23 protein-coding genes are annotated in these 23179 nt (G+C 34.9%); 9 read left to right on the top strand and 14 right to left on the bottom strand.

The window, feature by feature from the left end; genetic code table 11:
• Positions 1–26: 26 nt before the first annotated feature.
• Together EL260_RS01635 and EL260_RS01630 are read right to left on the bottom strand one after the other, a co-directional pair.
• Positions 27–884: a GLPGLI family protein gene (locus EL260_RS01635; protein WP_123858555.1), complete on the bottom strand. Its 858-nt coding sequence runs from the start codon at positions 882–884 to the stop codon at positions 27–29.
• A gap of 14 nt (positions 885–898) precedes the next feature.
• Positions 899–1852: a GLPGLI family protein gene (locus EL260_RS01630; RefSeq protein ID WP_123858554.1), complete on the bottom strand. Its 954-nt coding sequence runs from the start codon at positions 1850–1852 to the stop codon at positions 899–901.
• Between the two features lie 214 nt (positions 1853–2066).
• On the opposite strand from EL260_RS01630, the gene EL260_RS01625 reads away from it, so the two are divergent.
• The 5 genes from EL260_RS01625 (at position 2067) to sufD (ending at position 6590) form a co-directional block, all read left to right on the top strand.
• Positions 2067–2396, top strand: coding sequence for a HesB/IscA family protein (locus EL260_RS01625; RefSeq protein ID WP_123858553.1), 330 nt, complete (start codon positions 2067–2069; stop codon positions 2394–2396).
• Positions 2397–2465: 69 nt separating this feature from the next.
• The gene (gene sufB / locus EL260_RS01620; RefSeq protein WP_123320368.1) at positions 2466–3914 is read left to right on the top strand and encodes a Fe-S cluster assembly protein SufB; all 1449 of its coding nucleotides are present in this window, start codon (positions 2466–2468) and stop codon (positions 3912–3914) included.
• A gap of 21 nt (positions 3915–3935) precedes the next feature.
• Positions 3936–4346 (top strand): hydroxyisourate hydrolase, encoded by a 411-nt coding sequence (uraH, locus tag EL260_RS01615; protein ID WP_123858552.1) that lies wholly within the window; start codon positions 3936–3938, stop codon positions 4344–4346.
• Positions 4347–4376: 30 nt separating this feature from the next.
• A complete protein-coding gene (gene sufC / locus EL260_RS01610) occupies positions 4377–5120 on the top strand; it encodes a Fe-S cluster assembly ATPase SufC (RefSeq protein WP_123858551.1) in 744 nt (247 codons plus the stop codon).
• Between the two features lie 162 nt (positions 5121–5282).
• On the top strand, positions 5283–6590 hold the full coding sequence (sufD, locus tag EL260_RS01605) for a Fe-S cluster assembly protein SufD (RefSeq protein ID WP_123860634.1): 1308 nt from the start codon (positions 5283–5285) through the stop codon (positions 6588–6590).
• A 67-nt stretch (positions 6591–6657) separates the two neighbouring features.
• Here sufD and EL260_RS01600 read toward each other — a convergent pair whose 3' ends face one another.
• Positions 6658–7581 (bottom strand): DUF3078 domain-containing protein, encoded by a 924-nt coding sequence (locus EL260_RS01600; protein WP_123858550.1) that lies wholly within the window; start codon positions 7579–7581, stop codon positions 6658–6660.
• 232 nt (positions 7582–7813) lie between these two features.
• Positions 7814–8740, bottom strand: coding sequence for a DUF3078 domain-containing protein (locus EL260_RS01595; protein WP_123858549.1), 927 nt, complete (start codon positions 8738–8740; stop codon positions 7814–7816).
• A gap of 248 nt (positions 8741–8988) precedes the next feature.
• Here EL260_RS01595 and EL260_RS01590 point away from each other — a divergent pair, with 248 nt between their 5' ends.
• The 3 genes from EL260_RS01590 to gdhA all read left to right on the top strand — a co-directional run bounded on the left by EL260_RS01590 (position 8989) and on the right by gdhA (position 12448).
• On the top strand, positions 8989–9756 hold the full coding sequence (locus tag EL260_RS01590; RefSeq protein ID WP_123858548.1) for a rhomboid family intramembrane serine protease: 768 nt from the start codon (positions 8989–8991) through the stop codon (positions 9754–9756).
• A gap of 33 nt (positions 9757–9789) precedes the next feature.
• Entirely contained in the window at positions 9790–10899 is a 1110-nt protein-coding gene (gene dprA / locus EL260_RS01585) for a DNA-processing protein DprA (protein ID WP_123858547.1), read from the top strand.
• Between the two features lie 190 nt (positions 10900–11089).
• The gene (gdhA, locus tag EL260_RS01580) at positions 11090–12448 is read left to right on the top strand and encodes an NADP-specific glutamate dehydrogenase (protein WP_115968363.1); all 1359 of its coding nucleotides are present in this window, start codon (positions 11090–11092) and stop codon (positions 12446–12448) included.
• Between the two features lie 116 nt (positions 12449–12564).
• On the opposite strand, the gene EL260_RS01575 is transcribed toward gdhA, so the two are convergent.
• The 5 genes from EL260_RS01575 to EL260_RS01555 all read right to left on the bottom strand — a co-directional run bounded on the left by EL260_RS01575 (position 12565) and on the right by EL260_RS01555 (position 17094).
• Positions 12565–14085, bottom strand: a complete 1521-nt coding sequence (locus EL260_RS01575; protein WP_123858546.1) for an amidohydrolase family protein — start codon at positions 14083–14085, stop codon at positions 12565–12567.
• 102 nt (positions 14086–14187) lie between these two features.
• Positions 14188–14928 carry a LytTR family DNA-binding domain-containing protein gene (locus EL260_RS01570; protein WP_123858545.1) on the bottom strand — a complete coding sequence of 247 codons (741 nt, stop codon included), beginning with the start codon at positions 14926–14928 and terminating at the stop codon, positions 14188–14190.
• 155 nt (positions 14929–15083) lie between these two features.
• Complete coding sequence (locus EL260_RS01565; RefSeq protein WP_123858544.1) at positions 15084–15398, bottom strand: hypothetical protein; 315 nt, start codon at positions 15396–15398, stop codon at positions 15084–15086.
• Between the two features lie 235 nt (positions 15399–15633).
• Positions 15634–16122, bottom strand: a complete 489-nt coding sequence (locus EL260_RS01560; RefSeq protein ID WP_123858543.1) for a YkgJ family cysteine cluster protein — start codon at positions 16120–16122, stop codon at positions 15634–15636.
• Positions 16123–17094 (bottom strand): ion channel, encoded by a 972-nt coding sequence (locus EL260_RS01555; protein ID WP_123858542.1) that lies wholly within the window; start codon positions 17092–17094, stop codon positions 16123–16125. It abuts the gene before it with no gap.
• Positions 17095–17238: 144 nt separating this feature from the next.
• On the opposite strand from EL260_RS01555, the gene EL260_RS01550 reads away from it, so the two are divergent.
• Complete coding sequence (locus EL260_RS01550; RefSeq protein WP_123858541.1) at positions 17239–17619, top strand: group III truncated hemoglobin; 381 nt, start codon at positions 17239–17241, stop codon at positions 17617–17619.
• A 36-nt stretch (positions 17620–17655) separates the two neighbouring features.
• Here the strand turns inward: EL260_RS01550 and EL260_RS01545 are convergent, their stop codons facing one another.
• The 5 genes from EL260_RS01545 to EL260_RS01525 form a co-directional block, all read right to left on the bottom strand.
• A complete protein-coding gene (locus EL260_RS01545) occupies positions 17656–18726 on the bottom strand; it encodes a calcium:proton antiporter (protein ID WP_123858540.1) in 1071 nt (356 codons plus the stop codon).
• A 66-nt stretch (positions 18727–18792) separates the two neighbouring features.
• Positions 18793–19131, bottom strand: a complete 339-nt coding sequence (locus tag EL260_RS01540; protein WP_185145603.1) for a DUF6122 family protein — start codon at positions 19129–19131, stop codon at positions 18793–18795.
• Positions 19132–19148: 17 nt separating this feature from the next.
• Positions 19149–20387 (bottom strand): hypothetical protein, encoded by a 1239-nt coding sequence (locus EL260_RS01535; protein WP_123858539.1) that lies wholly within the window; start codon positions 20385–20387, stop codon positions 19149–19151.
• Complete coding sequence (locus EL260_RS01530) at positions 20388–22421, bottom strand: hypothetical protein (RefSeq protein ID WP_123858538.1); 2034 nt, start codon at positions 22419–22421, stop codon at positions 20388–20390.
• A gap of 17 nt (positions 22422–22438) precedes the next feature.
• The gene (locus EL260_RS01525; RefSeq protein WP_123858537.1) at positions 22439–23107 is read right to left on the bottom strand and encodes a hypothetical protein; all 669 of its coding nucleotides are present in this window, start codon (positions 23105–23107) and stop codon (positions 22439–22441) included.
• Positions 23108–23179: the final 72 nt, after the last annotated feature.

Raw genomic sequence — 23179 nt, 5'->3', positions numbered from 1 at the left:
GTGAAATGACTCACTGGCGCTTTTATTTATTGCAATTCGATTGGATTCGTATTTTTCTTAGCTTCCTCCTTTACCCTTTCTTCCATTCGTTTTCTCATGTCAGCTGGGTTCTGATTACCACCACCACCTCCGGGCCCTCTTCCACCGCCTCCTATTCGCATTGGAGAAGACATTCCCCCAGATCCCTGATTCATAAATGACATCGGATCTGTTTTAAACTTTTGCTGTTGTTTTACAAAATCACTTCTTTTTACTTTTAAGGTATTTCCAAACTGGTTTAAAACAGGAAGTTCTGCAATCTTGTAATTCTTCATCAGATCAAAGGAATAATCTCCTTTATCATCCTCAACTTTTACAATCAGTCCCGGAAGTCCGCCAAATTTATAAGGTCCATCCTGATAGGGTAGATCTGTAGTAAACCAGGCAGTCCATTTTCTTCCTGCAAAATCTGCTTCTGCCTTCTGAACCTTATACTCCCCTATTTTTCTGGTTTCTGAGGAAATTTTCCAATTTAAAGGCCTGTCTTCTTCATAAGAATAAATATCCCGTCCTATTCTGTCTTTAAAATAAGTTTTTTGGTTAGCTTTATCTTTTTCTACAGAATAATTGATATTGGACCTCAGACCTTCCATCTGATCCCTGTTAATACTTCCTCTTCCACCGCCGCCTTGAAAGGCTTTCTGCATAATGGAATCTCTTTTAATTCTGTTTTCAGAGTAAAAAACAGATTTATCCTGAGAAATATCAAGATATGCATTTTCAGTTTTTATATCTGCTTTATTTTCCGCATCCGGCTTCATCGTTACCTGATATACAAATCGGTTGGCTTGTGCAGAAACCTGTTGTATAAACAATGCCAGAGCAATAATACTTAATTTTTTCATTTATATTTTTTTATTTAATTCAACTCAATTGGGTTTTGGTTCTGCCCTATCCCGTTTTTAAAAGAAAGATCACTCATATTGGCAGTTGACATCGGAAAATCCTGTCCATTATTGCCCATTCCCCGGTGCATTCCTCCGCCTGAATGACCGCCGCCTCTCATGCCACCACCATTCATTCCGCCTCCATGTCTTCCGCCTCCATTAAAATCCATAGGCTTCTCACCAGAAGCTCCATTTCCTGCCATTATTTTACGGTTTTTTCCAAATTCCAATTCTAATGCCGCTTTATCTCCATGAAAATTTACTCTTGTACTTTGCTTCGCCTCTGTACTGATTGATTCCTCAAAAGCATTATTAATGGTTATTTTTTGAACCAGATCAAACTTATAATCTCCCTTATCGTCTTCCAGTTTCACAATCAGTCCCGGTAATCCTGAAAACTTATAAGGTCCATCAGAAACAGGAATATCTTTTGTAAACCAGGCAGTCCAGATCCTGCCTCCAAAATTAACCTCCGCTTTTTGCGCTGTATATCCGTTTTGTTTTTCTACAATATTCGAAACAGTCCATTTTATAGGTCTGTCTTCCTGATAATAAATTTGTTTCCCGGCTACTTTATCATAATAGTACACTTTTTGTTCCGGAACATTCTTAATAATAAAATATTCAAAAAAAGTAGGTTCAGCAGATCTTCTTCCCTCCAGTTTTGAAAAATCTTTTTCTTCTTTTTTATGAGTTTCTTTTACCTGCGATTTAAAAGAAGCCAAAAGAGAATCCCTTATTAATTTATTTTCACTGATAAACAAAGACCTATTGTTTTTAATATCCAGAAAAGTTCTTTCACTTTTCATACTTACCAGATTAATGGAGTCTGGATTCACCAGTGTTGCATATACATATCTTATGGTTTGTCCATTAGACATTATGGCCGAAAACAATACACAAAAGACCAGCAGTTTTTGTTTCATGATTCATTTTCTTTATAGATAAAAAATAGAATTCAAGGTTAAAATCAAAAAGCAGATCCTTCGGTTTAAAGGAGAAATTTATAGAACTTTAACACAAATCATCAGACTTTAAATCGCCTATTAAGATCAGAATCATTAAAATAGATATCTTCGATTTGAGATTGCGGAAATTAGTTCGTATTTTTGCATCATTAAATCATTCTAAATAAATACAATGATAAAGGTATCAGACTATGCAAAGGAGAAAGCCATCCAGTTAATGACGGAAGATGGTTTTAACCCTGCTGAAGATTATATAAGAGTTGGGGTAAAAAGCGGCGGATGCTCTGGTTTAGAGTATGTTTTAAAGTTTGACAACCAAAAAACAGACACAGATCAGGTTTTTGAAGATAATAACATTAAAATTATTATAGACAAAAAATCCATCCTTTATTTAGCAGGAACAACTCTTGAATATTCAGGAGGATTGAACGGGAAAGGGTTTGTTTTCAACAACCCGAACGCATCCAGAACATGTGGATGTGGAGAATCATTTAGTCTTTAGAGAAAAGACATAAGATACTAGACCTCAGATAAAAAATGAAGTCTAAAATCTGAAATCTAAAAAATTATAATGAGTAAATATACTGAAGACGATTTAAGAGTCGATCTAGAAAATAAAAAATATGAATTCGGTTGGGAAACCAAAATTGATTATGAAGATTTCCCGATTGGTTTAAATGAGGATATCGTCCGTGCCATCTCCGCGAAAAAAGAGGAGCCGGAATGGATGACTGAATGGCGTCTGGAATCTTTCAAAATCTGGTTAAAAATGGTGGAGCCTACCTGGGCTAACATTAAATATGAAAAACCAGATTTTCAAGCGATTCGTTATTACGCAGCTCCAAAAGCAAAACCTGAACTGGAAAGCCTTGATCAGGTAGACCCTGAATTATTGAAAACTTTCGAAAAGCTAGGGATTAATATTGAGGAGCAAAAAAGACTTTCAGGAGTTGCTGTAGATATTGTAATAGACTCTGTTTCTGTGAAAACAACATTCCAGGATACATTGGCAGAAAAAGGAATTATTTTCTGCTCTATTTCTGAGGCTATTAAAAACCATCCTGATTTAGTAAGAAAATATCTTGGAAAAGTAGTTCCTAGAGGAGATAACTTCTATGCAGCACTGAATTCCGCAGTATTCTCTGATGGAAGTTTCTGTTATATTCCTAAGGGTGTAAAATGTCCAATGGAACTTTCCACTTACTTCCGTATCAACCAGGCGGGAACAGGACAGTTTGAAAGAACGCTTGTGATTGCTGATGAAGGAAGTTATGTTTCTTATCTTGAAGGATGTACAGCTCCGTCAAGAGACGAAAACCAGCTTCACGCTGCAGTTGTGGAATTAATTGCACTAGACAATGCTGAAATCAAATATTCAACGGTACAGAACTGGTATCCTGGTAATGAAGAAGGAAAAGGAGGGGTATTCAACTTTGTAACGAAAAGAGGTCTTTGCGAAAGAAGTGCAAAAATCTCATGGACGCAGGTTGAAACAGGTTCTGCTGTAACGTGGAAATACCCTTCTTGTATTTTGAAAGGTGACAACTCCATCGGAGAGTTCTACTCTATCGCTGTAACGAACAATCACCAATATGCAGATACAGGAACAAAAATGATCCACATTGGAAAAAATACCAAGTCAACGATCATTTCTAAAGGGATCTCTGCAGGAAAATCTCAAAACTCCTACAGAGGACAGGTAAAAGTAATGCCTTCTGCAAAAGGAGCAAGAAACTTCTCTCAGTGTGATTCTTTATTGATGGGTAATGAATGTGGAGCACACACATTCCCTTATATTGAAATTAAAGATCCTACCGCACAGTTGGAACACGAAGCAACCACTTCGAAAATTGGAGAAGATCAGATTTTCTACTGTAACCAGAGAGGTATTGATACAGAAAGAGCCATTGCTCTTATCGTAAATGGATTCAGTAAAGAGGTTTTAAATAAACTTCCAATGGAATTTGCTATCGAAGCACAAAAACTACTTGAAATTTCATTAGAAGGATCAGTTGGATAATCCGTTGAAAAGATAATTCCTATGAAAAAGTTATTACTGGTATTTTTTGGATTTATTTTTCTAAGCCTTTCCGCTCAGGAAAAAGCAGGATTTCAACTTTCAAGTCATATTCTTGACATCTCACAGGGACAACCTGCAGGAAAAGTTGAAATACAGCTGGAAAAATATAATGAAACTACTAAACAATGGGTTTCTCTTGGTAAAAAGCAAACTGATAATAATGGCAGGGTTTCAGATTTTTTACCATATCAAAAGGCCGGTAATAATGGAAAATACAAACTTGTATTCTTTATAGAGGATTATTACAAACATAAAAATATAGAAAGCTTCTATCCATCTATTGAAGTAATATTCAAGATAAAAGATAATGAGCATTATCATGTTCCCATCACTTTATCACCTTATGGATATTCCACATACAGAGGAAGCTAGTACAATTATAAAAAGAAAAAGTTAGCAAGAATGTTACAAATTAAAGACCTTCACGCCAAAATTGAAGACGGCGCAGAAATATTAAAAGGAATTAACCTTGAAATAAAGCCAGGCGAAGTTCACGCTATCATGGGGCCAAACGGAGCTGGTAAATCTACCCTTTCTTCTGTAATCGCAGGTAAAGAAGATTACGAAGTAACAGGTGGAGAGATTCTTTTCCAAGGAGAAGATATCATTGAAGATGCTCCTGAAGACAGAGCACACAAAGGAATCTTCCTATCTTTCCAATATCCCGTGGAAATTCCGGGAGTTTCTGTAACGAACTTCATCAAAGCTGCTTTAAACGAAACAAGAAAGGCAAATGGATTGGAAGAAATGCCGGCAAAGGAAATGCTTGCATTAATCCGTGAAAAATCTGAAAAATTAGGCATCAAGAAAGATTTCCTTTCAAGATCGCTGAACGAAGGATTCTCTGGAGGGGAGAAAAAAAGAAATGAGATCTTCCAGATGATGATGCTTAACCCTAAATTGGCTATCCTTGATGAAACGGACTCAGGATTAGACATCGATGCATTAAGAATTGTAGCGGATGGGGTAAACCACTTTAAAAATGAAGGAAACGCAGTTCTTTTGATTACTCACTATCAAAGATTGCTTAACTATATTCAACCTGATTTCGTTCACGTTTTAGCTAACGGAAAAATCATCAAAACAGGTGATAAATCTTTAGCATTAGAGCTTGAAGAAAAAGGGTACGACTGGCTTCTTAACTAAGAAGAAGTATTATTTCAGAGATTAAAAACTTTCGCGGTCATTCATAAATGTAGCAAAAAAGAATCTCTAATATTAAAAATTGGATTCACTGTTTCTCGGAACAGCAATATTTTTAGTTCAAAATAAAAAGAAAAAATGGTGCAAACCACAGATATACCAGTAATGGCATTAAAAGAACAAATCATCGAAAACCATCATGAGTTTTTGGAGAGCCTTCGTCACAGATTTCTGGACGACAATAGAAAAGCCGCTCTTCAAAAGTTTGAAAACATGGGTTTTCCGACAAAAAAAGACGAAGAATATAAATATACCAATCTAAAGGAGATCACGGAAAAAAGCTACAACTTCTTCCCGAAAGAAAACCACAATATCACTAAAGAGCAGTTTGATGAATTGCATCTTGGAGAAGAAAATTTTGATTGGATTGTTTTTGTAAATGGTAAACTTCACAAAGAACTTTCAAAAGTTTCTATTGAAAATGTTGAATTTCTATCATTCAATTATGCATTGAATGATGACAAACATAAAGAGGTATTTGAAAAATACTTCAATACAATTGCTTCCAAAGACTTAGCTTTCACCAACTTAAATCTTGCGTACTGTAAGTATGGTTTCTTCCTGAAGGTTCCTAAAAATGTAGTGATTGAAAAGCCTATTCATGTTTTCTATATTTCTCAAAATCAAGAAGAAAACACATTCTACAATACAAGAAATTTACTAATTGTAGAAGATGGAGCGAAAGTTGAAGTTATTGAAAGTCACCATAATTTTGATGACACTTATGTGTTAACGAACTCTGTGACAGAAATCTTCACTTATCCAAATGCAAAAGCAGACTGGCACAAACTTCAGAACGACAACAATACTTCTTACCTTGTAGATCATACCTTCGCAAAACAGGAGAAAGACAGCTTAACCACTGTGAACACATTCTCTTTTGGAGGAAAATTGGTAAGAAACAACCTTGACTTTATTCATAATGGATCAAATATCAATTCATTCATGAACGGAATCACAATTATCGGAAAAGATCAGTTGGTGGATCATCATACTGCTGTTCACCACAACTTCCCGAACTGTGAAAGTTACCAGAACTATAAAGGAATCTTCGATGGTAATGCCCACGGAGTTTTCAACGGAAAAGTTTTTGTTGATAAAATCGCTCAGAAAACCAATGCTTACCAACAGAATAATAATGTATTGCTAAGCGAGGGGGCAAGTATTGATACCAAACCTCAATTGGAGATCTTTGCAGATGATGTAAAATGTTCTCACGGATGTACAGTAGGTCAGCTTAATGAAGATGCACTATTTTATCTGAGAGCAAGAGGAATCTCTAAAAAAGAAGCACAGGCACTACTTTTATATGCCTTTGCTAATGATGCTATGCAGAATATCGATATTGAACCTCTAAAAGAGAAAATTTCAAAGCTTTTAGCTGAGAAATTGGAAGTAGATATAGAATTTTAATCCTTATATAATTGACAATAAAAAAGCACTTCTTACGAAGTGCTTTTTATATTTATACCCTTTTGGGCTATTTCTTTAACCAGCTTTGGTTGTCCTTATTTTCTGAACGTTTCTTTCCGTTATCAAAATTATAAGCTAAACCTACTCCTAACGTTTGTTTCAACTGGGTTTTCCATATCTGGTTGTGGTCATACAACAGATCCAATGTTACATTCGTAGAGATATATTTATTGATCTTCATGCTTAAAATTCCGCTATATCCAAGCACTAACCTTTCCGGGTGGTCCAGGTAATTTGAAAATACGGAAGCCGTGTTAAGCAAAGTGATGTTCTCCATAATTTTCAGCTTATACATGGCTGTTCCCAAGAAACCGAACTGGAAAAGAGAAGAATCACCATCATTTTTAAGTCCATAAGTTCCTGCTTTTTGAAGATCTTTATCCAAAACAAAGGTCCATCTGGCGTTTGCAGGACGTAGCGTCACGGTAAGATTATCATCCGGACGATATGTAACCCCTGCCCCAACGCTCAAGTAACCTGGTGCCATAAAGTTTGAAATTTTCTTTGCATCAGGATTGTTACCATCTTCATAACCTGGAGCAAATTGGGTCTGAATACCCATACCTCCGGAAATATACCAATGTTTAGCAAACTCTCTACCATAGTTTGTAGATAAGTTAATAACATCCTGAGTCTTTCTTACTCCGGTACCTTGAGTGTTGTTTTGTCCGTAACCAAGAATAATGATGTTTTCCCAAAGGTCTTTGCCTTTTTCATAAGTAAGATTGTAATTGACACCGGCAAGCCATCCTACGTTGTTGGCTCCCCCACCTATCCAGTTTGAAAAGGCAGCCTGGTTAAGCATTAGAGTATTTTGTCCTTGAATAGACCAGGCCTTAACACTATCTGCTGCAGGAGCATCAGTTTTTGTTTCCTGGGCCAGGGCCATAGCTCCAAAAGAAACGGAAGCGATTAATAAAACTTTTTTCATAATTAACGATTTCCTACAAATGTATAAATAATAATTTACGCCAAGATAAAACTCACCTTAAAATGAATTGCTCCTAATTGAAAATACAATTATAACAAAATGGAAATAAAACACTTAAATGGCCATCACACCCATAGCAAACTTAAAACAACTTAAAATCTGAACATTTAAACAAGAAAAAAGCACCTCGTCGCGGAAGTGCTTTTATTATTGAATATTGAATATTGATTGTTTATTTTTTAATCCACCATTGGCTGTCTTTACGATCAGAACGTTTTACTCCATTATCCAAGGTGTAAGCAAATCCAATTCCCAGGGTTTGTTTTAACTGTGTTTTTTCAATCTGGTTATGATCATACAGCAAATCTAATGAGATATTGGATGAGATATATTTGTTCACTTTTAGATTCAGAAGTGCTCCATAAGCCAACACCAGCCTATCGGGACGGTCCAGGTAATTGGAAAAGATTGAAGCTGTATTTGTCAAATGAACATCTTCCATGATTTTCAGCTTATAGATTGCTGTTCCCAAGAAACCAAACTGGAAAAGAGAAGAATCACCATCACTTTTCAAACCATAACTGCCTGCAAACTGAAGTTCTTTATCTAAGACAAATGTCCATCTGGCATTGGTAGGACGTAAGGTTACTGTAAGATTGTCATTGGGTCTGTACGTGATACCCATCCCGACATTCATGTAACCAGGTGCCATGAAATTTGAAATTTTCTTGGCTTCCGGATTATTTCCGTCCTCATATCCAGGGGCAAACTGAGACTGAAAGCCTGCTCCTAAAGAAAAGTACCAACTCTTGGAAAACTTTCGCCCGTAGTTTGTAGAAACGTTGATGACGTCTTGGGTTTTTCTTACGCCCAGCCCTTTAGTATCATTCTGCCCATACCCAAGAATAATAATATTTTCCCAAAGATCATTATCTTTTTCATAGGTAATATTGTAATTGGCACCAGCCAACCAACCAACGTTATTGGCTCCCCCACCTACCCAATTCGAAAAGGCTGCCTGATTAATCATTACCGTGTTTTTTCCTAACACTGACCAGTATTTTACTGTGTCTACCTTCACGGAATCTTTTTTCAACTCTTCTTGTGCACTTGCATAAATCCCCATAAATATGGAAAGAATCAATAAAAACTTCTTCATTACTCTGATAATTTCAATGCAAAAATATTAATATAATTTTTTTTAAAGGTAAATTTAGCCTTAAACAATGTACTTTTTCTAGTTTTCAACCTATTGACAACAAAATACTTCAATGAAACAAATGCCAAAATAAGAGGTTTAAAATTTAAATTTAATACCTTTTGTCTTAAAATCAGGAGAGTAGAAACCGTTTCATCGCCAAATTTTCCGAAATTTATCATTGGCTTTTGATTTGACGTACAATCTCCATGTTTAAAAATGTAATTTCCAAAAAAGCGATTATATACCCTTTGCTGATGCTATCTGCAATGTGGTTGGGATATTTTTTACAGATGCATGGCTTTTTTGGAAGTTGTTTCGGAGCCATTATTCCATTGGTACCGGAAGGACTGCTGGGAATACTAACCTCTCCTTTATTACATGGAAATATAGATCATATTATAGGAAACTCCATTCCCATAGCAGCATTGATGTTTCTGTTGTATCAATTCTATCCCCTAGTTGCCAATAAAGTGTTCTTTATAGGATGGGTTGCCACAGGACTTTTGGTATGGTTGCTCCCTCCAATTGACATTATGACCGGTGAATATATGTACACCTGTACCATCGGAGCCAGTGGTGTAGTATATGTATTAGCCTTTTTCCTCTTCTTCAGTGGGGTTTTTAAATGGAATATGAAATTTCTGACTATTTCCTTACTGGTTGTTTTATATTATGGAAGTTTAGTATGGGGAATGCTTCCCGAAGAACTGTTCTATAATATGCAGGAACCTAGTAAAATATCATGGCAGGCTCACCTTTCCGGGGCTATTGTAGGAAGTATTATTGCTTTTGCTTTTAAGAATGTAGGAGAGAAAAAGAAAAAATTCATTTGGGAATATCCTAATTATTATAGTGAAAAGGATGATAAGCTTTGGCAGGAATACAAAGAAAACCACCCGGAAGACTTTATGGAACTCCCATATAAAAAAAGAGATGATATCTGGGATCATTTGGATAAATTAAGAGGAAAATAAAACTTATTTCATTACATTTGATAAAAAGCACACATGATTTCCGAAGAATATTTATATGCCATCGCATTGCGCGAAAGCAGTCAGATTGGCGACATCAATTTCTATAAACTTATAAGAACTTTTGGAAGTGCAGAAAATGCATGGAAAAAAGCAAAAAGAGAATACAAAAAACTAGAAGGCATTGGACAAAGAACAGTTGCTGACATTGGGAATGAAAATTATCTGAAGTTTGCAGAAAAAGAACTGTCATTTTGCGAAAAGAACAATATCCAAATCAAATTAAGACACCTTGATGAGGTATCCAGCCTTCTTAACGAATGTATTGATGCTCCTGCAATTGTATATCAAAAAGGAAACATTGATAAGCCACTTCAAAAGATAAGCATTGTTGGAACCCGAAATATGACTTCTTACGGAAAACAGTTTATTGCCGATTTTTTTGAAGCCACTCAATCTTCAGAATATGTTTCTGTAAGTGGTCTTGCTTTAGGAGTAGACAAAGAGGTTCATGAGCAGTCTATCTGTAGTCAGAAACCAACCATCGCAGTTCTTGCCCATGGTTTTGAGTTCTTATATCCTGCCAAAAACAGAAAACTTTCAGAAAAAATTCTTCAGGAGGGCGGTGTTTTATTAACAGAATTCAGTTCGGCAAGAAAGCCGGATCGTGAAAATTTTATTCAGAGAAATAGAATCGTGGCAGGACTTTCTCCCGCAACCATTGTAGTAGAAACAGGATTTGGAGGCGGATCTGTAAGTACTGCAGCTTTCGCCAATGATTATAACAGAGAGGTCTTTGCTCTTCCGGGGAAAATTACAGATGTTCACAGCCAAGGCTGTAATCAATTGATTTTGCATAACAAAGCGACAGCTATTTCTACCATCAAAGATCTTATCAGTATGCTTGGCCTCCATAATCCAAAAGAAAAAATTGCTGAGCTTTTTCCTCATAGCGAAACAACAACACAATTAACTGACAATCAGGAAAATATTTATCAATTCATTAAGCAAAATCCACAGATTTCTCTGGACGATCTTGCACAGGAAATTGACCTTTCATCGCATAAAATATTACCAATTATTTTAGAATTAGAACTTTTAGGGAAAGTAAAATCATTTTCCGGGAGACAATTTATTGCAAATTAAGAATTAACGATTTCTTAATACTGCATTATTTCACACATAACATTTCATTTTTAATAAATTTTAATCATAAATTATTAATTTAATAATATTTCCAAACATTATTATTTAATTTTTAACAATCTTAAAATAGAGTGTTGTGAATCTTGAAAAAAAAATTAAATTTGTTGACAATAATATTCAACCTTAATATATGGAACAATATAATATTGACCAGAAAATCCAAGAGTTTATTGCAAAAATTGAAGCAAAAAATCCTAACGAACCGGAATTCTTACAGGCTGTAAAAGAAGTTGCCGTAACTGTAATTCCATTCATTGCTACGAGAAAAGAATATACCGGAATGAAGCTGCTTGAAAGAATGGCTGAAGCTGAAAGAATTATTATCTTCAGAGTTCCATGGGTTGATGATAAAGGAGAGATTCAGGTTAACAGAGGTTTCAGAATCCAAATGAACTCTGCTATTGGACCATACAAAGGAGGAATTCGTTTCCACCCTACTGTAAACTTATCAGTTCTGAAGTTCTTAGCTTTCGAACAAGTGTTCAAAAACTCTTTAACTACTCTTCCAATGGGTGGTGGTAAAGGAGGTTCAGATTTCGATCCACAAGGAAAATCTGATATGGAAGTAATGCGTTTCTGCCAGGCTTTCATGACAGAATTATGTAAGCACATCGGTCCTGAAACAGACGTACCTGCAGGAGATATCGGTGTAGGAGCAAGAGAAATCGGTTATTTATTCGGACAATACAAGAAAATCAGAAATGAATTTACTGGAGTTCTTACAGGAAAAGGTCTTGCTTATGGAGGTTCATTAATCCGTCCTGAAGCGACAGGATACGGGGTGGTATACTTCGCTGAGCAAATGCTTAAAACAATCGGACAGAATTTCCAAGGAAAAACAGTAACTGTATCAGGTTTCGGAAACGTGGCTTGGGGAGTTATCAAAAAAGCAACTGAGCTTGGAGCAAAAGTGGTAACACTTTCTGGTCCTGATGGATATATCTATGATAAAGATGGTATCAGTGGAGAAAAAATTGACTATTTATTAGAACTTAGAGCTTCTGGAAACAACAGAGCTGAGGACTATGCTAAAAAATATCCATCTGCTGAATTCCACGCTGGAAAACGTCCTTGGGAAGTGAAGTGTGACGTAGCATTCCCTTCTGCAACGCAAAACGAATTAGATTTAGATGATGCAAGAAAATTAGTTGAAAACGGGTGTCTTTGTGTAACTGAAGCGGCTAATATGCCTTCTACACTAGATGCAATCAACTATTTCTTAGACAATAAAGTGTTATTCTCTCCTGGTAAAGCATCCAACGCCGGAGGTGTTGCAACATCAGGATTAGAAATGACTCAGAACTCTATCCGTCTTAACTGGACTTCTGAAGAAGTTGACGCAAGATTAAAGGAAATCATGATCGGTATCCACAAAGCTTGTAGAGACTACGGAAAAGACGAAGACGGTTATGTAAACTACGTAAAAGGTGCCAATATTGCCGGCTTCGTAAAAGTAGCAGAAGCAATGTTAGCTCAAGGAGTTGTGTAACACAAAAATATAAAGGTTGGGAAAAATCCCGACCTTTTTTGATACAGCCTGTTCCCGGGATAATGGGAAAAAAGTAAAAAGTGAAAGGAGAAAGCGCTGCTATATGCAGCGCTTTTTTATTTTAAGTATTCGTCAATTTCTATGCTCCTATTTTCATTATTAGCATCTTCTATAGCTTTCAGAATCATTTTAATCTGAGTTTTATTAATTATATGTTGATTAAAAAATACATACTCAATAGCCTTTGTATTTCTAATATCTTCTAATGGATTATTACTAAGCAGAACTAAATCCGAATGGTAGCCTATTTTTATCTTCCCGGTTTTACTTTTCATCCATTGACCGGGCTCCACAGTAGCAGAATAAATGGCTTGTGAATTGGTCATTCCGGATTTAGATAATGATTCTAATTCATCATGAAGAGAAAATCCAGGAACAACGGTTGCTACAGTAGCATCTGTTCCGGCCATAATGGAAACTTTGTGATCTACCAGTGTTTTTGTCATAATATGAATGGCCTCTGCATAGGTCTTCCAATATGTCAATGATAATTTTCTTGCACCCGGATCATCTTTTCCATTATACTCATATCCATTTCTACCAGGCAGCCAGCCGGATTTGTACAATGGAGTTCCTTCAACAATCTTCGGATTGACATATTTTAATTCTATTTCTTTAAGTTTAGATTTTAAATTAAATCTTTGCCCTACAAAACTTTCACACAACCAAACCGTTGAAGTAACACTAATATCATTCTGTTTTAGGTTTTTCGCAATTTGGGCTGAACGTACTTTTAAAAATGCAAGATATTCATTAGGATTTTTAGCTATTGACTTTCCAAAATCTTCAATAGTTTTCTTGGTTATTTCTTCAATATGAGCTACTTCTTTTTGACCCGATTGATAAAAGGTATCTAAATTAACTAAAGGGATATGACCAATCACCGGAATATTATTTTCTTTAGCAATTTCAAGGGTTGTTTTAAACATCTCTGGATTTACAAAACCATACATTTTAATAGCATCATAACCTTGTTCTTTTATTTTTTTTATGCCTTTTTGAGCATCTTCTTTATTTGAATAGTCGACGGTCTTCCTTGTCCACGCATAATAATAACCCATCAAACCGCTTTCGCTATATATAGGCCGGGATGCAATAAACATTCGTGGGCCGAGGCCATTTTTCTGTATTGACTTTCTCCATTCCAATACAACATGCCTTCCTGCCATATCTCTAATATAGGTAACCCCATTCGCCAAGTATAAAAATAAGTCATTCTTACTTTCTTGTAAATGAGCATGGCTGTCTACAAGCCCCGGAATAAGATATTTGTCTGTACCATCAATAAGAGCAGCATCTTTATTTATAACCAGGTTTTCACTTAATTGAACAATCATACCATCTTTAATGAGTACATCTTGGTTTTTAATGAAATGGGTACAATCTTCTGAAAGGACATTAGCATTTCTTATCTGAACGATTTGGGATGATTTGATAAATGAAGAAAAATCAATAACCTTAGTAGACTTGCCCATGACTTTATTTAATTCATGATCTGCCCAAATAAAAACACAAATAAGAACACCAAGCAATGCTATAACCGAATACAGAACTCTCCTAATCCAAAGCTTTTTCATATATATTTATTTTTCTTTGGAAGGCAAAATAAAAACAAAAAAACCTTTCTGTAAGGTAATTTCAGGGATTAGGTATGAAATACGCGGTTTTAGGTACGGAAATTATAAGGATAATAAACGTTCCCTGTAATTTTTAGAAACAGGAAGTTCAATTTGAGTAAGATAAATGGTATCAGCATTTTTCCAAGCTTTAAAATGGGATGGATTGATCAGGTGTGAACGATGGATCTGGATCAAAAATTCAAAGTCATTCTGAACTTTTTTAAGTGTACTGCGAATGAGTTTTACTTTTAATTCACTTCCGTCGAGAAAGAAAATTTCGACATAATTTTGTGAATTAGAAACACAGATCACATCACTTTTTTTAATTTTTAAAATATCAAGCTTATTTTCACCTCTTATAATGATTGTATCGTCTTTTACAGGAATTAATGAAACAATATATATTCTTGCCAGAATGATTATGGGTGTTGAAATCAAAGCTGATTTAAGAATTATTACCTTCAAAAACTTAAAAAAATCATATCCTCCATTCAAAACAGGACTTTTATAAAAACAATAAGTACCAACCCAAAAAAGAAGTTGAAAAAAAAGAATACTTATTACTTCAAATCCGATATTCCATTTTAATAGTTTATCATAAACCCTTTTCTGAAGAATAGCGATTATCCCATAACATAAGAATGCAATTACACTAAATCCTATGCTAATTATCGTCCACATCTTAAAACTGATCGTTCCATCATCAAATGGTCTTATAAAAAAAGCGAAAATGAAAAGCCATATACTGAGGAAAGCTCCTATCAGTAAATGATGCTTAATGGAAGGGTTTAATCTTTTCATTAAAAAAATTAAGTTGGGCCCAAATAGTTGGGTTATATTTTTAAATCTGAAATATACGTAAATAATATAGTGAGTGATTCCAAAAATGAAGTACTTACAAAAAAATCCTGAAATACAGGATTTCAGGATTCAGACTAGTGTTTGCTAAAGTACTATCACTTTTTCTTTTTAGATTTCTTTTCTTCTTTTGTTCCTTCCGCAGGCTTTGTAGCTTCCATCGTAGTTCCTGTACTAACGGTGGCTTCAGCTACAGGTGTTGCTGTTGAAGCTTCCGTTGTACTGGTACTTTGATTCTTCCCATTAGTAGTGGTAGAACTCCAATCCGTTTTGGTTTCCGTTGTCTGTGGTTGAGTTTGCGTTGTTGTTTGGGAATTCGTCGTGCTTTCAGCTGGCTTCTGAGTTTGTGTTTGAGCCGATACTGTGATGGCTCCGACTAATGCAAATGCTGCCGTTAAAAATAACTTTTTCATAATGTAATATTTAAATGATTGTTTAACTTAAACGAAATATCATTTATTAAAATTATGCGTAAATCACTTATTTAACGTACTTTATCATTATTTAAGAGGATTTTACAAAATCAATAATTGGAAAACTGTAGGCTGAAAGAAGAACTTTTTAAACAATATTTAATCAAATAACAAGTATTAATTAGATGTCCACAGCATTTTTATTTCCCATCCTCCAGCTTGATTTTCTTAACAATTATTTTCCGACATTCTTCATCATTTTCTCCACAAACTCAAAAGCGGCAGGACAAATCACCGTATTTTTCAACATCAGATTATTGATCTGGTAAATTTTTTTACGATCAGTATGAGGATATTCTCTGCAGGCTTTTGGTCTTACTTCATAGATAGAACAGGTATTGTCATCATTCAGAAAAAAACACGGAAGGTTCTGTAGCACTTTGTCATTGTCTTCATCCACTCTTAAGAACTTAGTTTCAAAATCAGCTGATTTCATACGCAGGTGTTTGGCAATACGCTCAATATCCTTCTCAGTATATAATGGTCCTGTGGTTTTACAGCAATTGGCACACTGCAAACAGTCTATTTCATCAAAAACTTCATCATGAGTCTCCTGTACTATATAATCGAGATTTTTGGGCGGTTTTTTCTTTAATCCGTCCAGAAATTTTTTATGTTCTTTCTGCTTTTGTAAAGCTTGCTTTTTATAAAAATCTAAATTCATTTATTCTTTATTTCCTGCCTGCATCGGAAGGTCAGCTCTTTGATATTCATTGATCTTATCCAGATCTAAAATGGTAGCAATATTCTTTTTATCAGGGTAATACATAGGAACAAATTTCGCCCCGTATACAATCTCACCCGTCACATACGAAGATCTCTGAACCACGGTATTTGAAAAGACTTCATCAAATGCCCTTACCTGAACAATGATCTCGATATCTGTACTTTTAAAATCGTCCTCAGAGAAACCGAAAAACGGTGAACTTTCATTTATTTTATGCACAACCGTCCAATTTAGAGCCAGCGTATTGATTTTACTTAAGTGTGTTTCCAACCTGTAAAAATTACTCTTAGAAACCTCGTTATCAATTACTTCGATAGCTGTAGACACAATCACATCAGCATCTGTCAGTGCATTATTTTTATAAGGTGCTAATCTGAACATGAGAGCCGTACTTTCTTCAAAAGGTGCAATTACTGCAATATCTGAGAACCTTAAATAAGCTCTCGGTCTTGAAAATCTCCCATAGAAGAGTCCCGTTGCAATGGCAAAGGTAAGCAATCCCAGAAAAGCTTCAAAAGTGGCCACTAAACTAGCCAAAAAACCAACAGGAGCAATTCTTCCATATCCTACAGTAGTAAATGTCTGTGAACTGAAAAAGAAAACATCAATAAATTCATTCAATGGATCACTTTTATCTATTCCGGTAAGATGCTCTACTCCAATCAGGTAATAAATCATGGCAAATATGAGGTTGATCACAATATATGCTACGACGAGATACGAAATAAAACGAAATGAGGACAGATTCAGCATGGTATGATACCAACTAAGACTGTTGAAAACATTCACCCCTGTTCTCTTCACATTCGGGAGACCATCTTTATTGATGAATCTTCCTGAGGCATTGCTTCCGAAACCACTATTCTCAGTGTTTTTCTGACGGATCTTTTTTCTGAATCCTCTTGTCATCTTATATCATTTATTATTGAAGAACTTAATTACCCACCATGAATCTCACCCCGTTTCCGGATACAAAGATAAAATATTGTTTTCATGAATTTTATCAATTGAAACCTTTACTCATTCAATTTGAATTTACAGTAAATTTGGAACATGAAAAAGCTTGAATCAAGAGAAGATATTGAACACCTGGTTAATTCATTTTATGCCAAAGTAGTAAAGGATGAAACGATTAGTTTCTTCTTCAATGATATTGCTAAAGTTGATTGGGATAAACACCTTCCAAAAATGTATTCTTTTTGGGAGTCTATTCTTTTTGGGCAAATGACCTACAAAGGAAACCCTATGGGTGTACATTTTCCGATTAATGAAATACAGGCTATGGAGCAAAAGCACTTCGACAAATGGCTTGAGCTATGGAGAACAACCATTGAGGAGAATTTCGTAGGTGAAAATGCTGATATGGCCATCTACAAATCAGAGAACATTGCCAAACTGATGGCTTTTAAAATGGAATTGGCGAGAAGACTCTAGCTGGATTCTGGTTCTGAAGTTCGATGATAATTTTCTCTAAGGAACAATTACGGTAAAGATATATGCTGCCAAATTCACTAATAACACAGTTCCGTATAGGATATTTGTTTTTCCGCGGCTTAATGAAAGCATTACAATAAACACGGATAAAGAGAGCAAAATAATATCTTTTTTATCTAATCCCAGAACTAATGGGATATCATACATGATACATACTACAGAAACTGCAGGAATCGTCAAGCCGATACTTGCCAATGCTGAACCTAAAGCAAGATTTAAACTGGACTGGATCTGATTGGCTCTTGCCGCACGAATAGCTGCAACTCCCTCAGGAAGAAGTACCACACCCGCAATAATTACCCCTACCAAAGATTTTGGAGCCCCTACACTCTGTACCATACCTTCTATAGTATCAGAAAGTCCTTTTGCCATTAAAACAACAATAACCAAACAAACTACGAGAAAACCAAAACTGATCAATGTCTTGGGTAATGAAGGAATATAATGCTCTTCAGGATGCTCATCAGGAACGATAAAATAACTTCTGTGTCTTACAGTCTGTACCATCAGGAATACTCCGTAGATAACCAAACACGCAATAGACACAAAAATAAGCTGTGCCTGATTATAGAATGGTCCATTGACACTTGATGTGAAATTTGGAAGGACAAGAGTAAGAATAAGAATTGAGACGGTACTTACCAGATATGTTGTAGCAGAAGTTCTGGCGAAGAATTGTTCATGATATTTAACACCACCTACCAATATACAGATTCCCAAGATACCGTTAAGAATAATCATAACAGCGGCAAAAACGGTATCTCTGGCCAGTGTGATCGCCTGATCTCCACCGGCAACCATCAGTGAGATAATCAATGCTACTTCAATAATTGTAATACAAAGCGCAAGAATAATGGTACCAAAAGGTTCTCCTACTTTATGGGCAACCATTTCTGCATGGTGTACTGCCGATAAAACACTCCCAATTAATAAAATTCCTGCTATAACATCATAAACAACCCCATTTCCCATCAATCCCGAGAAGTAGTAAACAACCGCAAGGACAGGAAAAACATAGGTGTAGTGTAAAAATTCTTTTGGTCTCATAAAGTGACTACAAAATACAAAAAATCTATAATATTTTCAATATCAAAAGAAAATATTAATAATATTTTAATGAGGCCAGAAGTTAAAGTCCTGATAATCCGTCAACATATGAAATAATAATCCAATTCCTATAATTCTGACATTTCCTCTAAAAAATAACATCAAAAAATACACCGCAATGGCATAATAGGAATGTAAAAAGTGAAAACCTATACTTTCCCGTGACGGATCAAAAATGGGATTGGCAAAAAGGTGGTCCAGATCTACCAGCATGGTCGCCAATAAAATAAGATATACCTTCTTCCAGTTTTTAGGATAAAAGACCAGTGCTATAAAGACTGGAAATACAAAATGTAAAAAATAATGTGTACAGGTTTTGAGCAAAGCAATTTCTGACGGAGCCATTAATGGATATTTTTCAGTTACCACCGTAAAATTAAGGGTAAATCTCCTTTCTTCGCTTTTATTTTCACCCAATAATTCTGTGATCTATTTCCATACAGCACATAATCGATGTCAGAAATAATACTTTTCTCCGTGTTGCTCAGTGCTTTCAAAGATGAATATAACAAAGCATTGTTTCTGATCAGGATGTAATTTTCTTTTAATTGAGGGGATACTATTACAGGTTTTCTGGTCGATTTTATGATAACCCCATTATTATTTCGGGTGATCTCATTGGGCTGAAAAGGAATTGCTGTGAATTGGCTTTCTCCATTAATCCACTTTTTAGATTGGAAATACCCCCATGTTTTCCCAGGATCTTTACTTTGAATATCAATGATATAATTAGGTTGTGTAATCTTCTGGAAGCTCTTTTTTTCAACCTCATTAAAATTATCATCATATTCATAACTGATAATGGTATCATTGACCTGTTCAAGATTTGCAGTAGCCTTTAAAGAAGTTGCCTGCGAGGAATCTACGATACTCTTATTGAAAAAAAGGCTGAAATTTCTGAGGTTCTCTTTGTCCAATTCAAGTTCCACAAACTGATTTCTTTTCTCAAGTTTTGAAGCGATGGAGTTAAAAGCTTCAGGGGTTGAATTATTTCTTATTTCAATTTCATCATCATGTAATTCGATAGAAAAGTTTTGAATTTTCTGTCCTGAAATGACAGAAATACTCCCCAATGTATTTTGAATAAACTGATCTGCTTCCCAAACTGGCTTTGAGGGAGATTGAAGAAGCTCCTTTTTAATTGTTTCAAAAGCAAAATCAGAAGTTCCTACAATGCAATGGCTGCCTTCTATCATTAAGAAAATCTGGTCCTTTTGAAAGTGATTATTCCCACTAGCAGTAAACTTTTGCTTTTTTAAAAAGGCAATAAGCCTCTGTGGATCTTTAAGTTCTAAAACACTGTACCACTCGGAGAATTTGGTATCTTTAACATGAAAAATCTGCAAAAAATCCGGAATTCTAATCCCTAAACCTCTCAGTGAACCAGATTTTTTTTCATTGGTACTACTTCCAGACCAACTGGAAGGGTGTGTTACAAAATTGAAGAGGTATTGTCCCGTTAATTTCTTAGTATCAATTAAAACAACTGCATCTGCATTTTCAGGAATATATTTAAGGTTTTTGTCTTTATAGAAACCTACAAAATACACAGCAACAGCAAGCAACAAAAGCAACGGGACAATAATCTTCTTTTTTTTCATCTATAAGATTTGTGGTTTCTTTTCTGTTTCTTTTGTTTTAAAAACCTGATCGAACACATCAAAGAAATACATTAAGCTATTCTCCGAAGAACCTTTGATATTATAATTCATTTCTGTCTGGATACTTTCTCCTTTAACTTCAGTTTTATAATACAATTCTCCTACACTTTTTCTGATCGCATCCAATGCTTTTCTTTCTTTAGGACTTTTGAATTCTTTATCTAAACCGGTTAAAAGTTTTTGGATATCCAATCTTCCGGATAAAGGATATTTAGCAGAATCTTTCGCCCATTTTCTGGAAATATCAGATTGGTTAACTGGTAAAATATTGTCTGCAGAGCTCATCAGATAGACAATTCCATCTTTTACAGTAAAGAACAGCTGGTCAATATATCCTCCATTTTTATCTTCTTTAAAAGTGTATAAGTCTCCTTTTTTAGAAAATCTTTTAGACAGTTTCTTATTGGTTGTCAGTAAATCAAAAATACGGGTCCAATATCCTTCGTTCTCCGTTGCAAAAGCAAAAGTGAAATTCGGAACAGCGATCTCCTTAGTTTTCTTTACTTCTTTTTCATTGAAATCAGCATCATATTCATAATCAGTATATTCTACTTTTTTGGATTTCAATTCATTCAAAACAAAAATTCCGTTTCCTGGAGCGATTTTGGTAATGGCTTCTTCATCCAGAACAATTTTCATGGTTTCCATAATAAGCTCCATTTCTTTTTTGTACTCATTTTCTCCTGAATTCCGGAGAAGACTGTACATCATGTCAAAGCATTTTGCTCCATTTACATTCATCGCATAGTAACCAACACTTTTTTCATTGATAAGCTGTAGAAGTTTTTTGTTTTTCTTTCCTTTATAAATGGCAGAAATATTCTTCTGAATCTCAGTATTTTTGTGCTGATAATTATTAACCAGCCTTACTTTGTCTTTATCAAAATATAAGTTGTAGGCATAGTTAGAATTGTACATATTTTTGAAGAACTGTCCATAACTATAATACTTCGTCATCTTGCCATAGATTCCTTCATTTACAATTCTTCCGTAATCTGTGTAAACAAAAACATCAGAATTAGCATCTCTGAACGAAAGCATTTCTTTAGGAACTTCAATGTTTAAATTTGAACTGAAATATAGATCAAACCTGTCCTCAGCATTCTTTTGAACAACTTTGAAATTTTCTTTGCGGATAGAATCCTGTTCTTTCTGATAGGCTTTTTCATACTCCTCATCATAAGCTTCGTTAGGCATCTCGTCTCCGTTTTCAGGATTCTCTGCACTTTCTTTTTCTTTGGGATATTGATGATGCTTTTGCAGGTATTTAATATCTTTCTGAATTCTTGCGATCTCGTTGTTATTGTCTTTAATACTTTCTTTCAGATACTTAATATCTTCCTTCAGACTTTTAATTTCCTCTTTATAATTAAAAGGTTTTTCCGGTTCATCAGTATAAACACCATCTGTAGTGGCATCTACAGCAACAGAATCAACGGCAACAGCATCAACGGCAACAGCAGTACTGTCTGCAACGGCTTCTGCAGCCCACAAATCTTTGTAAGGTTTGGTATAACTTATCATGCTCAGAACGGCTCTACTTTCATTCCAGGCAACAAAGATATCATCATCAATATCTACATAAGAATAGTTCTTTTTCTTGAAAACTTCCTGTCCCTTTTTCTTCATAGAATTGACAAAATCCTGGAATTTTTCGTTATTATCAATGATAAAATGAGTATTGTAAGTCTTAATAGAATCATTAAAACTTGCATAGTGATACTGAACAGCATCGTATTTGATTCCTGTTTTGGAATAATCTGTCCATGAAGGTTTTTCTTTACTCTTCTTGCTCAGTTCATGCAGCAAAGGATTCAGTTTATCCCAGTTTATTTTATTATTAAGCTGTTTTCCGTTGACTTCCATATAAAATACAGCATCAGACGGAATTTTCATGCTGTTTTGAGCAAAAACCAATGTAAAGCCAAAAAGTATAAAAATAATTTTTTGCGTTTTTAATAAGATAGATTTCATGACTATAGTTTAGAAATTTATTGAAAAAGAATTGTGTTTTGTATTTGTTTTTTCTGAAGAATCAAATCCAGAATATCAGCGTCTAGTTTAAGTGCTTTTTTGTTAGGAGAAAGCACATAAGTATTGTTTGTTTGTGATTTCACGGCATTTTCGAATTGCATGATGGAAGTGTATCGCGCATCATTAAAAACTTCTTTATCTGCCTTACTCATCTTATCATAATCTTCTTTGAAGGTATTGACTTTATTTCTTGTCAATGTCTTTTTCTCAAGATTCTGGCTGTAGACTTGTGTTGGAACCATTTTGCCCAATATTTTCTGAGCTTTTAGCTTTTCCAGCCCTGCATTAATGTTTTCAATTTTTTTGAAATTACAGCTCAATTTGATGATATAATTATCAAAATCCACGGACGTTTTTACATTGCTGATTCCCGGAGTTCCTTTAAAAATCTTAGCCGCTTCATTGATTTTGTTTTCAATTTCAGCTTTTTTGGGAACTTTTTTCCCATTGATGGTTTCCATCTTGGAGATTGAAGCTAATCTTGTTTTGCTCTTGCTGGCATTAAGAATGATGGTGTATTCTCCTGTACCATCTGCTTTTACATTCACTTTATCAAGAATATCAAAACAACTTGTCAGGAATAGCAAAGGGAAAAATAGAAGAAATAATTTAAGAAAATTTTTCATGATTGGTTTAAAACCACAAAATTACTTAATTCTGGCCTTAAATCCTTACAATCTTTATTTTTTTGAGCATAA

The organism is Chryseobacterium nakagawai, assembly GCF_900637665.1.
GTDB classification, from domain to species: domain Bacteria; phylum Bacteroidota; class Bacteroidia; order Flavobacteriales; family Weeksellaceae; genus Chryseobacterium; species Chryseobacterium nakagawai.
This window is presented reverse-complemented; position numbering and strand designations above follow the sequence as displayed.